General features: G+C 70.3%; 14 protein-coding genes. 6 read left to right on the top strand and 8 right to left on the bottom strand.

Annotated features, from left to right (window positions below):
- Nucleotides 1–16: 16 nt before the first annotated feature.
- From ACPPVT_RS18715 to ACPPVT_RS18700, 4 genes are all read right to left on the bottom strand, one after another.
- Nucleotides 17–400, bottom strand: coding sequence for a hypothetical protein (locus ACPPVT_RS18715; RefSeq protein WP_426562927.1), 384 nt, complete (start codon nt 398–400; stop codon nt 17–19).
- 2 nt (nt 401–402) lie between these two features.
- Nucleotides 403–1110 carry a thermonuclease family protein gene (locus tag ACPPVT_RS18710; protein ID WP_426562925.1) on the bottom strand — a complete coding sequence of 236 codons (708 nt, stop codon included), beginning with the start codon at nt 1108–1110 and terminating at the stop codon, nt 403–405.
- A gap of 246 nt (nt 1111–1356) precedes the next feature.
- A complete protein-coding gene (locus ACPPVT_RS18705) occupies nt 1357–2025 on the bottom strand; it encodes a hypothetical protein (protein ID WP_426562923.1) in 669 nt (222 codons plus the stop codon).
- A gap of 94 nt (nt 2026–2119) precedes the next feature.
- Nucleotides 2120–4486 (bottom strand): aminotransferase class III-fold pyridoxal phosphate-dependent enzyme, encoded by a 2367-nt coding sequence (locus tag ACPPVT_RS18700; protein WP_426562921.1) that lies wholly within the window; start codon nt 4484–4486, stop codon nt 2120–2122.
- Nucleotides 4487–4559: 73 nt separating this feature from the next.
- Here ACPPVT_RS18700 and ACPPVT_RS18695 point away from each other — a divergent pair, with 73 nt between their 5' ends.
- Nucleotides 4560–5630: an NAD(P)/FAD-dependent oxidoreductase gene (locus ACPPVT_RS18695; RefSeq protein ID WP_426562919.1), complete on the top strand. Its 1071-nt coding sequence runs from the start codon at nt 4560–4562 to the stop codon at nt 5628–5630.
- Between the two features lie 9 nt (nt 5631–5639).
- Here the strand turns inward: ACPPVT_RS18695 and ACPPVT_RS18690 are convergent, their stop codons facing one another.
- Nucleotides 5640–5906: an Ada metal-binding domain-containing protein gene (locus ACPPVT_RS18690; RefSeq protein WP_426562917.1), complete on the bottom strand. Its 267-nt coding sequence runs from the start codon at nt 5904–5906 to the stop codon at nt 5640–5642.
- Between the two features lie 127 nt (nt 5907–6033).
- On the opposite strand from ACPPVT_RS18690, the gene ACPPVT_RS18685 reads away from it, so the two are divergent.
- A complete protein-coding gene (locus ACPPVT_RS18685) occupies nt 6034–6546 on the top strand; it encodes a methylated-DNA--[protein]-cysteine S-methyltransferase (RefSeq protein ID WP_426562915.1) in 513 nt (170 codons plus the stop codon).
- 7 nt (nt 6547–6553) lie between these two features.
- On the opposite strand, the gene ACPPVT_RS18680 is transcribed toward ACPPVT_RS18685, so the two are convergent.
- The gene (locus tag ACPPVT_RS18680) at nt 6554–7318 is read right to left on the bottom strand and encodes an isocitrate lyase/PEP mutase family protein (protein WP_426562913.1); all 765 of its coding nucleotides are present in this window, start codon (nt 7316–7318) and stop codon (nt 6554–6556) included.
- Nucleotides 7319–7426: 108 nt separating this feature from the next.
- Here ACPPVT_RS18680 and ACPPVT_RS18675 point away from each other — a divergent pair, with 108 nt between their 5' ends.
- On the top strand, nt 7427–8803 hold the full coding sequence (locus ACPPVT_RS18675; protein WP_426562912.1) for a TrpB-like pyridoxal phosphate-dependent enzyme: 1377 nt from the start codon (nt 7427–7429) through the stop codon (nt 8801–8803).
- An 18-nt stretch (nt 8804–8821) separates the two neighbouring features.
- Here the strand turns inward: ACPPVT_RS18675 and ACPPVT_RS18670 are convergent, their stop codons facing one another.
- Nucleotides 8822–9247, bottom strand: coding sequence for an EVE domain-containing protein (locus ACPPVT_RS18670; protein ID WP_426562910.1), 426 nt, complete (start codon nt 9245–9247; stop codon nt 8822–8824).
- 105 nt (nt 9248–9352) lie between these two features.
- On the opposite strand from ACPPVT_RS18670, the gene ACPPVT_RS18665 reads away from it, so the two are divergent.
- From ACPPVT_RS18665 to ACPPVT_RS18655, 3 genes are read left to right on the top strand one after another with little or no spacing between them, the layout of a single operon-like run.
- Nucleotides 9353–9760 (top strand): GntR family transcriptional regulator, encoded by a 408-nt coding sequence (locus ACPPVT_RS18665; protein ID WP_426562908.1) that lies wholly within the window; start codon nt 9353–9355, stop codon nt 9758–9760.
- 26 nt (nt 9761–9786) lie between these two features.
- Complete coding sequence (locus ACPPVT_RS18660) at nt 9787–10671, top strand: ABC transporter ATP-binding protein (protein ID WP_426562906.1); 885 nt, start codon at nt 9787–9789, stop codon at nt 10669–10671.
- The gene (locus ACPPVT_RS18655) at nt 10668–11660 is read left to right on the top strand and encodes an ABC transporter permease subunit (protein ID WP_426562904.1); all 993 of its coding nucleotides are present in this window, start codon (nt 10668–10670) and stop codon (nt 11658–11660) included. The genes ACPPVT_RS18660 and ACPPVT_RS18655 overlap by 4 nt, the downstream gene beginning before the upstream one ends.
- A gap of 85 nt (nt 11661–11745) precedes the next feature.
- Here the strand turns inward: ACPPVT_RS18655 and ACPPVT_RS18650 are convergent, their stop codons facing one another.
- The gene (locus ACPPVT_RS18650) at nt 11746–12762 is read right to left on the bottom strand and encodes a CapA family protein (protein ID WP_426562902.1); all 1017 of its coding nucleotides are present in this window, start codon (nt 12760–12762) and stop codon (nt 11746–11748) included.
- Between the last annotated feature and the right edge of the window lie 3 nt (nt 12763–12765).

Raw genomic sequence — 12765 nt, 5'->3', positions numbered from 1 at the left:
GATCAGGGCTCGGTGCTCACGGCTGCCTTTGCTCGACCAGGATCTGCACGGCCTTGCGGGTCTCGTCCACGTTGTGGGCCACCCGGTAGATGCCCAGCAGCATCAGGGCGAAGCCACCCAGGATGGCCAGTTGACCGGCGTACTGGTAGCCGTGGGCCTCGGACATGCCGGACTCGGCGAACAGCGCACCCAGACCCTTGCGGATGCCGATGTACCACAGCGCCGAGCCGAACACCTGGAGCACGATGCCCCAGACGATCAGTGAGGCGGACTCGGGCACCTTGGCACCGGCCAGCGGGACCGGCCGGGGGCCAGGCTCGGGCTCCATCGGAGTGGGCGGTGTGGGTGGTGTCGGCGAGGTGGATGGCCGGGCGGCGTAAAAGTCGTAGTCGGCAGTCATGTTCAGATCTTGGCTGCGCGGTACCCGGCCGCGATCGCGTCGATCTCACGGCGGAAGCAGTTCCGGTTGTTGGTGGCGTTGTAGGACGCGTTGCCCGGCACGTGGTAGATGCCGGAGTTGTCGTTGCCCTTGACCGGGTAGCCCTTCGGGCACGGGTGGGCATCGCCGCCGCCGCCGTACGGGTAGTTCCAGGCCGGCGCGGCAGGCGCGGACGAACTCGGGGACGAGGACCAGCCACCCCGGTAGTTCGGGTGCCGCTTGTCGGCGGCCCGGTAGGCACGCTGACGCGGGTGCCACTGGTAACCGTCCAGCGAGTCGTACCGGGCCTTAGCCCCGTGGTTGATCTGGCTGCGGTCGATGTCCACGCGGTTGCGCACCACGTAGCGCAGGTGCCGCCCGTACCGGTCGGTGTTCTTCACGCTGGCCGGGTCGCCGAGGCTCACCGTGCTGCCGACCGGGGCCAGGTGCTTGGCCCACTTGGTCGCAGCGCTCGCCCCGTTCCGACCGCGCTCCGGGGTGTCCACCCCGATCAGCCGGACCGTGCCGCGCGAGGTGACCACCGTGTCGCCGTCCACCCAGCGGACAACCCGCGCATGGGTCCAGGTGACCTTGGTCGAGTGCGAGGCAGCCTGAGCGGCGCCTCCGGCCAGCGGCACGAGCACTCCGGCCGCCAGCACGCCCACCAGGGCGCGGGTGATGATCTTGCTCATTATGTCTCTCTGAGTTCGTCGATCAGTGACCCAGGGCGACGTTTCGTTCGGCCTTGGTCAGCCCACCTGCTGGCGCGCGTTACTACGACTTATCGGCACGTCACCCGTTTGGCTTAGGGACTTTGGTCCCGATGTGTGCCACATCTCCTCCAACAGGGCCCCAGTCCGGTTGAACAGTCGGCTGCTAATGAAGCGGTGGTCCCGGCCGGACGTGCCTAGCCGTCCGACCGGGACCGGTTCAGCGGATCAGCGCTTGGGCTGGACCTGAGCGGCCTGGAAGCTCTCGGCCTTGGCGATGACCCGAGCGGACGGCCACGACGGGCCGGACGTCGACTCTGAGACGTTGGCGCCGCCGCTGCTCAGCTGGTCGAGGGTGGTCGCCGCGCCGGGGATCGCTGCCCCCGACGGGGAGTAGCAGGTCACGTTGCTCACCCCGGGGTAGTCGGACTCGTCCAGCACGATCCACGAGTTCGGGATGATCGCGCCGGTGTCGGCGTTCCAGTCCGGACCGGAGTAGCGGATCCCCGCGCCGTACTTGGCGTAGCCACCGCCGGAGACGAACACCGTGCCCACCGGGCACTTCGCACCGAGGGCGTCGTAGTCACCATCGTGCACAATGGTGCCGGTCCGGCCGGACGTCTTGGCCAAGGACGTGCTGTCCAGCCCGTCCAGCCGGTCGGCGGACAGGTTGGTCACCGTCTTGGTGGAGTTGACGGCGAGCGGGGCGTAGCCGCTCTTGGCCTTCAGGGACAGCGGGGTGCCCGCCGAGTTGGTCACTGTGGTGGCCGTGGTCTCGGCGTTGGCCCGGCCGAGCAGCCAGGCCTGGCCATTGGAGGCGGAGGCCGCGACCGGGACCAGGACGATTCCAGCAGTCAGGGCGCCGATGGCAACGCCGAAGGTGCGCTTGTTCTTCACGAGGTGGCTCTCTCTTTCAAGGGTGGTGTGCCACTACCCATCGGCAGGTCACCCGGGATGCTGACGGGACTTAGGTCCCGCGTTCTCCTCGCGCCTAGCTGCTCGGCAGTTCGTCCAGCGCGCCGGTCAGCGCCGCGACGAAGGTCGGGATGTGCACTTCGGTGAAGGCCAGCGGCGGCCGCACCTTGAGCGTGTTGACGGCACGGCCCGTGGTTCCGACGAGGACGCCGCGGGCGCGCATCCCGTTCTTCACAGCGGCGGCCGCCTCCGGGTCGGGTCGGCGCGACGTCCGGTCGGTGACGATCTCGATTCCGTTGGCCAGACCCACACCGCGCACGTCGCCGACCCGGTCGTGGCCGGCGGTCGCCTCCCGGACCGCCTTTCGCAGCGCGTCGCCGGTGGCCTCGACGCGGGGCAGGACCCGCTCGTCCGCCAGGACGTCGAGCACCGCGTGGGAGGCGACCATCGAGACCTGGTTGCCGGCGAAGGTGGAGAAGAACACGGTGTCCCGAGCGAACCGTTCGGCCAGCTCGCGCCGCAGGATGACCGCACCGACCGGCTGACCGTTGCCCATCGGCTTGCCGAGGGTGACGAAGTCGGGCACGATCCCGAACCGCTCGAAGGACCACATGGCCGAGCCGGTGCGCCCGTGACCGCCCTGCACCTCGTCGGCGATCCACAGACCACCTGACTCGTGAGTCAGCCGGACCAGCTCCTGCACGTAGGCGGGCTCGAGGTCCAGCACCCCGTCGCTCTGCAGCACGCCGTCCAGGATCACCGCGGCGGGCGCCACGTCGCGCGCCGCCAGTCGCGCGAGCGCTGCGGCGAACTCGTCGGACGACGGGTGCAGCCCGCGGTAGGCGTCCGGTGGCAGCCACGTCTCGACGTGCTGGGCCCCGGACACTCCGGCAGGCAGCACCTCCGGCGAGAGGTCCGCCATCGACTCGGTGATGCCGTGGTAAGCGAAGTCGGTGCACAGCCCGCCCTGGTTCCCGGTGTGGTACTTGGCGATCCGCCACGCGAGGTCGTTCGCCTCGGAGCCTGAGTTCACGAACAGCACGGTGTCCAGCTCGGGCGGGCAGCTCTGCACGAGGCGCTCGCCGAGCTCGATGGCGGCGTGGTGCAGGTAGCGCATGTTGGTGTTCAGCACCCGCCACTGCCGCGCGACCGCAGACGTCACGCGAGGGTGGCTGTGCCCGACGCAGACCACGTTGTTGTAGGCGTCCAGGTAGCGCCGGCCCTCGGTGTCCTGCATCCAGACCCCGCTCGCCGAGGCCATCTCGACGGGCTCGTCGTAGCTCAGCGGCTCCATTGCCGGCCCGAACACGGCGTCCCGACGTCCGGACAGGACGGCGGTGCCCGACCCGCCGCGGGAGTCGTCCCGCGCGCCGAGGGCCAGCGCCGTACGCTCCCACCCAGTGGTGAGCATGTGGTCCATCATCACCAGCGCGGTCTCGTTCAGCCGCTCCGCGAACCCGGGCTCCTCGAGGCCCTCGGCGGCCCGCCACGACCCGATTGCCACGCCGACGGCCGCTCGGGCGGCCCAGATCTCGCCCATCACCTCGCGTTCGAGCGGTTCGAGCGGGACGACATGTTCGTAGCCGTCCAGCACGAGACGGGCCACCCGGAACATCTCCTCGCCAGGGCGGCCCAGGGCCATCGAGTCCAGGACGGAGGCCAGGTCGACCACCAGGGCGGTGTGGCTCAGGTCGCCGAAGTCGATGATCCCGGTGATCAGGCCGTCGTCGTCGGCGAGCACGTTGTCGGCCGTGAGGTCGGTGTGGATGACCTGCGCGCGCAACCCGGACCATCGCGGAAGCACCGTCCGCTCGAAGCGGTCGAGCACCGCCTCGACGGCTTCACGGGTCGACCTGTCCGCGATGGACGCGAGCATCGGGCGCACCGTCGAGGCGTGCTGGACGTCCCAGGGCAGGGTGCGGATCGCGTTCGGGTGGATGAAGCTGCGCAGCGCCCGCCCCAGCCGCGCCGTCGTGTGCCCCCAGGCCACCAGCGCGGGGTCCGCCAGGGTGCGCGGATCGAGCCGCGCTCGGCCCGGGAGCAGGTCGTAGACGCGCAGCCAGTGCACGTCGCCATCGTGATCCCAGCGGACCCGGAAGCCCGCGGCTCCGGCGTCCGGTAGGGCGGCGGGGGAGCGACGCGGCTGGGCGACGGCCAGCGCAGGATCGGCCCGCACCGCGTGGAAGGCGACCAGAGCCTCCATGTCCAAGGTCGCGGGGTCCTCGGCCGGGTTCGAGACCTTGAGGATCGCCAGCCCGGTCCCGTCGTCGCCGAGCAGCATGAAGGTCTGGTCGCGTTCGCTGCCAAGGTTCCGGGCACCTGCGGCCGCGATGCCGAAGGCCGCCTCACCCATCGCGGCGGCGGACTGCTCGCTGAACGCCGGCGGCTTGGCCAGCAGCACCGCGTCGATCCCCGAACCCGCTCCACCCGCAGCGCCACTCATGCGCTCAACCTACATGCGGCACTAGGCGAGAAGTTCTCGTCCAGAACCTGAGGGAAGCGTCTACTGTTCGCGCATGAGCGCAACCGAGCCAGGCGTCGACGTGGTGGTCGTCGGCGGACGGATCGCCGGCTCGCTGACCGCGATCCGGCTGGCGACGTCCGGCGCGAGGGTGCGGCTGCTCGAGGCGCACACGCTGCCGAGCGACACCTTGTCCACGCACTTCTTCCGCGGCGACGGTCTGGTGCGCTCGCTGGCCGAGACCGGTGTGATCGACGAGGTGCTGGCCACGGGTGCACCTCAGCTGGTCTGCGAGTACTTCGCGCTGGACGAGGGCCCGGCCGCGGTCGGGCCTGCGCAGGACCCCGGCGAGCTCGGGTACTGCCTGTCCGTCCGACGGATCGCGCTGGACGCGATCCTGGTCCGGCGCGCGGTCGAGCTCGGGGTCGACGTCCGGTTCGGACGGCGGGTGGCGGGGCTGGTGCGCGAAGAGGGCCGCGTCGGTGGTGTCGTCGACGACGGCGGCACCTCGCACCACGCCAGGGTCGTGGTCGGCGCCGACGGACGCCGCTCCACGGTGGCCCGCCTGGTCGAAGCAGCGGACGCCGAGCGCGAGCCCGGTGCCCGAACCATGTTCTACCGGTACGCGCGCGACTGGCCGCAGCTGCCGGATGGCGTCGGCCCTCAGTTCTCGTTGGTGGACAACGAGTTCGCCTACGTGTTTCCCAGCGACGCCGGCCTGGCCTGCGTCGCGCTGAGCACGCCCGCCGACGGGTACGCGGCCGCGCGCCGTGACCCGGCCGAGTTCTTCGAGGACCGGCTGCGCGCGCACCCTTCGATCGGGCCGGGAGCGGACGTCGCGGCCTGGGTCGGCGGGCAGTTCACCGGCCTGCCCGCGGACTCCTACCTGCGAGCGGCCGGTGGCCCTGGGTGGGCGCTGGTGGGTGACGCCGGAACCGGCCAGGACCCGTGGGCCGGACACGGCATGGACACGGCCGCACGGCAGGCCGAGGCCTTCGCCTCGGCCTTCGTCGCCGACCCGGGCACTGCGGAGTCGACGTACTCCGCGGCCCGGGACGAGACGACGCTGGACGGCTACCGGTTCGCGACGCAGCACGCACCGAACCTGCGCACCATGCTGGGTTGAGTCCAGCCTTCAGCCCCGCTGCTGCGCCTTCCAGGCTCGGTACTCGACGCGCAGGCACACCGCACATGGCCGGTAGCCGGCGGCGACCGCGGTCTCGACGTCCGCGAAGAAGACACGGTTGGTGACGTAACCACCCGCGGCGATGTGCCGCAGCGCCCCGGGGCAGTCCAGCCGGCCGTAGATCCTGGACCTGCGGTGGCCGCCGAGCGCGCCCGGCGTCGCGCTCAGGTAAGGCCGCCGATCGGCGTCCAGCAGGGTGTATTGCTTTCCTGGCATATCAGGTGAACGCGCGAGCCGACCCGGATGTGAGGTCCCTGCACGTCGTCCGGTCCGAACCTCACAGACCCGCGCCCCGGTGCGTTCTCCAGGTGACGGACAATGACGGACGACGGAGGTCACCAGCATGAGCACCAGGCACGCGGTCGTAGGCACCCTGATCGGCGACGTCACCGTCGTCGCGGACGGCGACGCGGTCGTCGGTCTGTACTTCCCGCAGCACTGGACCAACCCCGACCGCACCGCGTTCGGGCCGCAGGTGGACCCCGACGACGACGCGTTGCTGACGAGGGTTCGTCTGCAGCTGGGCGAGTACCTCGCCGGTGAGCGCCAGTCGTTCGACCTGCCGACCGCCGCGAGCGGTAGCGCGTTCGAGCACCGGGTCTGGGAGATGCTCGAGCAGATCCCGTACGGCGAGACCACGTCGTACGGCGAGATCGCCGAGTCCCTGGGGGACCGGAACCTGGCACGGATGGTCGGCCGTGCGGTCGGCCATAACCCGCTGTCGGTCGTGGTGCCGTGCCATCGGGTGGTCGGCAAGGACGGCAAGCTCACCGGCTACGCAGGTGGCTTGGAGCGCAAGCACTTCCTGCTCGACCTCGAGGGACTGGCGCCGGTCGGAGCGGACCGCTTGTTCTGAGCGGCGCTCAGCGTCTGGAGTAGTCCACGAGTCGGGCCTGAAGGACGTCGTAGCCGACTGAGGATGGCAGCGTGCCGGTGTCACGGACGCCGGTCGCGACGTCCGTCGCGGCTTGGATCGCGGCGCGGTAGGGCAGCGACCCGGTGCTGACCCGACGGACACCGAGCGCGGCGAGGTCGAGCAGGGACGTGCCGGGGCTGGCGAGCACGTTGAGCGGTACCGGGATCCGGCTGGTCAGCTGGCGCAGCAGGTCGGGCTCGCTCGCCCCTGGGACGAAGACGCCGTCCGCTCCGGCCGCGACGTACTGCTCGGCTCGATGGAGCGTCTCCTCGACGGTGGCCAGCTCGCGGAACCAGTAGGTGTCGATCCGGGCGTTGACGAACAGCTCGGGCCGCCGCCCCTTGACGGCCGAGATCTTCGCGGCGAGCACTTCGGGCGGGACGAGCCGGCCCTCGATGCTGTCCTCGAGGTTGATGCCGTCGACCGGCAGGTCGGCGACGTACGCAGCGACCTCGTCGGCGTCCTCGGAGTAGCCGTCCTCGATGTCCAGAGTCACATAGCAGCCCAGGACGGACAGCTGGCGTGCGAGCCGGAGATTCGCATCGCGGGTCGCCCGGTCGCCGTCCGGCCTGCCCAGCGACGACGCGACGCCGAGGCTGCTCGTGCCGATGGCCTCGAAGCCGGCGTCCAGGAAGGCCAGCGCGGACGGCACGTCCCAGGCGTTGGGCAGCAGCAACGGCAGGTCGGCGTGGTGCAGTTCGGCGAAGCTCATGGCTCGACGCTAGCCGCCCGGCCCTGCCCGGTCGGCGACGGGAGTAGCCTTCCCGCATCCGGCCCGCTGGCGGCCGGGGCCGAGGCGAACGGGAACGGGGCGCGCATCATGGCAGAACCGCTGCAGCACAAGGTCTTGCTGTCCGAGGACGAGATGCCGACCCGCTGGTACAACATCCTGCACGACCTGCCGACGCCACCGCCGCCGGTGCTGCACCCGGGCACGGGTCAGCCGGTCGGGCCGGACGACCTCGCCCCGCTGTTCCCGATGGACCTGATCCTGCAAGAGGTCTCGACCGACCAGTACATCGACATCCCGGACGAGGTGCTGGACGTCTACCGGCTCTGGCGGCCGAGCCCGTTGTTCCGCGCGCACCGCCTGGAGAAGGCGCTCGGCACGCCGGCCCGGATCTACTACAAGTACGAAGGCGTCTCCCCGGCCGGCTCGCACAAGCCCAACACCGCTGTGCCGCAGGCGTTCTACAACCGCAAGGCCGGAATCCGCAAGCTCACGACCGAGACCGGCGCGGGCCAGTGGGGGACGGCGCTGGCGTTCGCCTGCGCGCAGTTCGACATGGAGTGCGAGATCTGGCAGGTGCGGGCGTCATACGACCAGAAGCCCTACCGCCGCATGATGATCGAGACGTTCGGTGGCACGGTCCACCCGAGCCCTTCCGACCTCACGAACGCGGGCCGCGCCATCCTGGCCGAACATCCCGACTCGACCGGCTCGCTGGGCATCGCGATCAGCGAGGCCGTCGAGGTCGCGGCGCAGAGTGCCGACACCAACTACGCGTTGGGCAGCGTGCTGAACCACGTGCTGATGCACCAGACCATCATCGGCGAGGAGGCGCTGCTGCAACTGGCGAAGGTCGGTGAGACGCCGGACCTCCTGGTCGGCTGCACCGGTGGCGGCTCCAACTTTGGCGGTCTCGCGTTCCCCTTCCTGCGCGAGAAGTGGGCCGGTCGGATGAGCCCGGTGGTGCGGGCCGTCGAGCCGGCTGCCTGCCCCTCGCTGACCCAGGGCACGTACGCCTACGACTTCGGCGACACGGCCGGGATGACCCCGCTGATGAAGATGCACACGCTCGGCCACGACTTCGTCCCCGACCCGATCCACGCCGGCGGCCTGCGGTACCACGGGATGAGCCCGCTGATCAGCCACCTCTACGAGGAGGGGCAGCTCGAGGCCGTCGCCAAGTCGCAGTCCGAGTGCTTCGCGGCCGGGGTGCTGTTCGCGCGCACCGAGGGCATCGTTCCTGCTCCTGAGCCGACGCATGCGCTGGCCGCTGCGGTCGAGGAAGCCTTGCGCTGCAAGGAGTCCGGTGAGGAGAAGGTGATCCTCACCGCGCTGTGCGGGCACGGCCACCTAGACCTCGCGGCCTACGACGCGTACCTGCGCGGCGAGATCTCCGACCGCGACTGGACCGACGCCGACCAGGCGGCTGTCGCGGAGGCGCTGACCAAGCTGCCGGCGCTGTCGTAGCTCGACTGAGGCGGGACGTCAGGGCACGGTCGCGCCCATGGCGTCGGCGATCACCTGCAGATCCGCCGCGGTCACCTCGAACAGCCCGCGGCGGAACGGCAGGCCCCAGCGCTGCGGGTCCTTCACGAAGCCGAGCCGCTCGACCAGCGGCTTGGCCGCCGCCTCGCTGGACTGCAGCACGTCGAGCCGACGTCGCCACGGGTGGAACGTCTGCGTCATCTGCACCTGGTACGGCTCGTCGTCCGCGATCACCGCGATCGCGGTGAAGCGCTGCAGCGGTTCGCCGCCGCGCATTGCCGTCCGCGAGGAGTAGAAGACCAGGACGTCGCACCGGCCGAGGCGGCGCAGCCGGTCAGGGCGGCCGTGGTCGGCCTGGGTGAACCCACCCGCCGTGCCGATCAGGACGTGCTCGCGACTGACCGTGTTGACCCAGTACCTACGCATGCGCCGAGCACACCAGAGGGCACCGACAGCCGTAGTCCGAACGAGGTACTTGACGACGTCCCGAGAATCCTGTCTTATTGTCGTAAGACAACAGGGAGGTGACCGGTGATCGAGTTCGTGCTGGATGGCCGGTCCAAGGTCAACACGTACATGCAGCTGGTTCAGCAGGTGAAGCAGGCCCTACGCGTGGGTCTGATCGAGCCGGGTGACCAGCTGCCCAAGGTCCGGGACGTCGCGCAGTCGCTGGCGATCAACCCGAACACGGTCCTGAAGGCCTACCGCGAGCTCGAGCTCGAGGGACTGGCCGAGGGAAGACCGGGGGTGGGCACGTTCGTCCGCCGCACCCTGGCCGGGCCGTCCTTGGGCAACCAGGCCGAGCTGCGCGAGGACCTCGTCGCCTGGCTCGGCAAGGCGCAAGTGGCGGGCCTCGCCCACGAGGACGTCGTCGCGCTGATCGACACCACGATCCGGGCCACTCTCACCGAGGGCCCGCGGCACCAGGAGGACGCGTGAACGGCTCAGCAGAACCACAGACAAGCATGGCGTTGGAGACCGACCAGCTGGGCAAGCGCTACGGGGACACCTGGGCGCTGCGGGACTGCTCGCTGCACCTGCCCGAGGGTCGGATCGCCGCGCTGGTCGGGCCGAACGGGGCCGGCAAGACGACGCTGCTGCACATGGCCGTCGGTCTGCTTCGCCCAGACGCCGGAGCGGCCAGCGTGTTCGGGCGCAGCCCGTACGACGACACTGCGGTGCTCGCCGACATCGGCTTCGTCGCGCAGGACACACCGCTCTACCCGGACTTCACGGCCGCCGAGCTGATCACGATGGGCGGCAAGCTGAACAAGGTCTGGGACGACGCCCTGGCCCGCACCCGGCTGGCCCAGCTCGGCATCCCGCCGGACAAACCGGTCGGCAAGCTGTCCGGCGGCCAACGGGCCCAGGTGGCACTCGCCCTGGCTCTGGCCAAGCGCCCACGCCTGCTGCTGCTCGACGAGCCGGTGGCCAGCCTGGACCCGTTGGCGCGCAGGGAGTTCCTGCAGGCGCTGATGGGCAGCGTGGCCGACAGCGGCACCACGGTGCTGCTGTCCTCGCACCTGCTGGCCGACCTGGAGCGGGTCTGCGACTACCTGATCGTGCTGAACTCGGCGCAGGTGCAGCTCGTCGGCCCGGTCGACGACCTGGTGGCCGAGCACTGCCGGCTGGTCGGCCCTCGCCACGACGGCGAGCCGATCGCCGGCGTCGCCGCCATCGTCCGGGCCAGCCACACCGACCGGCAGTCCACCTTGCTGGTGCGTACCGACGGCCCGATCACGGACCCGGCGTGGACCGTGCACGAGGTCACTCTCGAGGACCTGATCCTGACCTACCTTGCCGAGGGCGAGACCCAAGGCAGCCACGAGGCGTGGGGGGTGACGGCATGATCTGGCTCGCCTGGCGCCAGCACCGCAAGCAAGCCCTGTTCACCGCTGTCGCGCTGGTGGTGCTGGCCGCGCTGATGATCCCGAGCGGGATCGCGATGCACAACACTTACTCCGACAAGGGGTTGGCCAAGTGCGTCACGAAGCTCGGTAGCGGGGAGGGCCCCGCGTTCACCGACCAGTGCCACAACGCGCTCAGTCAGTTCAGCAACCAGTACAACCCGTGGCTGTCGCTCGGAATCCTGTTCCTGATCCTGCCGCTGCTGGTCGGCCTCTTCTGGGGCGCTCCGCTGGTGGCCCGTGAGGTCGAGCACGGCACTCACCGCCTGGTCTGGACGCAAGGCGTCAGCCGTCTGCACTGGGCCCTGGTCAAGTTCGGCCTGGTGGGCGCAGTGGCAGTGGTCGTGGGGGTCGTCTACGGACTGGGGATGTCGTGGTGGATCTGGCCGCTGACGCACATCGGCGAGCAGTCCCGCTTCAGCGTCTTCTTCTTCGACATGGCGGGCCTGGTGCCGATCGGCTACACGCTGTTCGCGGTGGCCTTGGGCATCTTCGTCGGCACCGTCTCGCGCAAGGTCCTGCCCGCGATGGCGTTCACCCTGGTCGGCTTCGCGCTGCTGCGCATCGTGATGACCGTACTGGCCAGGCCGCACTACGTGCCGGCCCGCGCGCTGAAGACGGCCTTCAGCGGAGGGGACCCGGGGCAGTCCGCAGCCACGCTCGGTGGCTGGGTGCTCAAGCGCGGCATCCGGAATGCGGCTGGGCACATGGTGGCCCCCAACGCCTCGATCGGCTGCCCGCCGGGGGTCGGCGACCCCGGCGGCGGGGATTGCGGAGCCAACCTGGGTTTCGGACGCGGTGCCTACAACTGGACACTCTTCCAGCCGGCCGACCGGTACTGGCTCTTCCAGAGCATCGAGACGGGCATCTTCCTGGCGATTTCGGCGCTGCTGCTCTTCCTCGCCGTCCGCCAGATCCGTCGGATCGCTTGACCCGGCGAGCCTTGCTCACTTCAGACCGCCCGCTGGGGGCAGAAGGGCGGTCTGGAGTGAGTAAGGCGGGTGGGGTGGAGCAAGGTCAGGGGGAGGTCAGCTGGTGCGCGCCCTGGTCGGCGGCGCCCAGTGACTCGACGACCTTCTCGATCCGCTGCTCGGAGTTCGCGTACGTCGCCTTGGTGGCCGCCGACAGGCCACCTGCCTTCAGGGCCGAGCCGAGGTCCACCCACCGATATGGCGAGGCGGTCATGAACGACGGCACCCAGTCCAGCCGGCCGCTGCGCCACCGGCCCGAGGCCTCCCGCACGAGCTGCACCCGCACCAGCAGCCCTTCGCGGTTGTCGAGCTTCGGCACGTTGTGTGCCGCAACGGTGTTGCCCAGCCCGTAGACCACCCACTTGCCGTTCACCTTCTGCACCGGCTGGACGACGTGGGCGTGGTGGCCGTAGACCAGGTCGATGTCCGGGCTGGCCGTCAGCCGCTCGGCCAGCGAGCGCTGCATGGCGGTCGGCGGGTGCACGTACTCGGTGCCCCAGTGCAGCGCCACGACCACGACGTCCGCACCACCGGACTTGGCTCGCTTGGCATCGGCCAGGATCTTCGCCGGATCGATGATGTTCACGTGCCACGGTTCACCGGACGGGTTGCTGCGACCGTTGAGCCCGTAGGCGTAGGACAGCATGGCCACCTTCGTGCCGCGCACGTCGAACGTCAGCACCTTGTGCGCCTCGGCCGCCGAGCGCGCGGACCCGGTGTGCCGCAACCCGTCGGCGTCCAGGGTGTCCAGCGTGCGGTCGATCCCGGCGACGCCGGCGTCCATCGTGTGGTTGCTCGCAGTGCTGCAGGCGTCGTACCCGGTCGCGACCAGCGCGGGCCCGATCTCCGGCGGCACCGCGAAGCTCGGGTAACCGTGGAACGGACCGCCCTGTGCGGCCAACGGCGTCTCCAGGTGGCAGAGCGCGACGTCCGCGCCGGACACGATGGCCTTCTGGCCTGCCAGCAGCGGTGTGAAGTCGAAGTCGGACGACGATCCGTCTGCCTTGGCGTCCGCCTTGGCCTGGTCCCACAGCGGCGGGTGCAGCAGGACGTCCCCGGTCATCAC

This window comes from Angustibacter sp. McL0619 (assembly GCF_049994355.1).
Lineage (GTDB): Bacteria > Actinomycetota > Actinomycetes > Actinomycetales > Angustibacteraceae > Angustibacter.
Note: the sequence above shows the minus strand (reverse complement) of the source record. Positions and strands in the feature narration are given on the sequence as shown.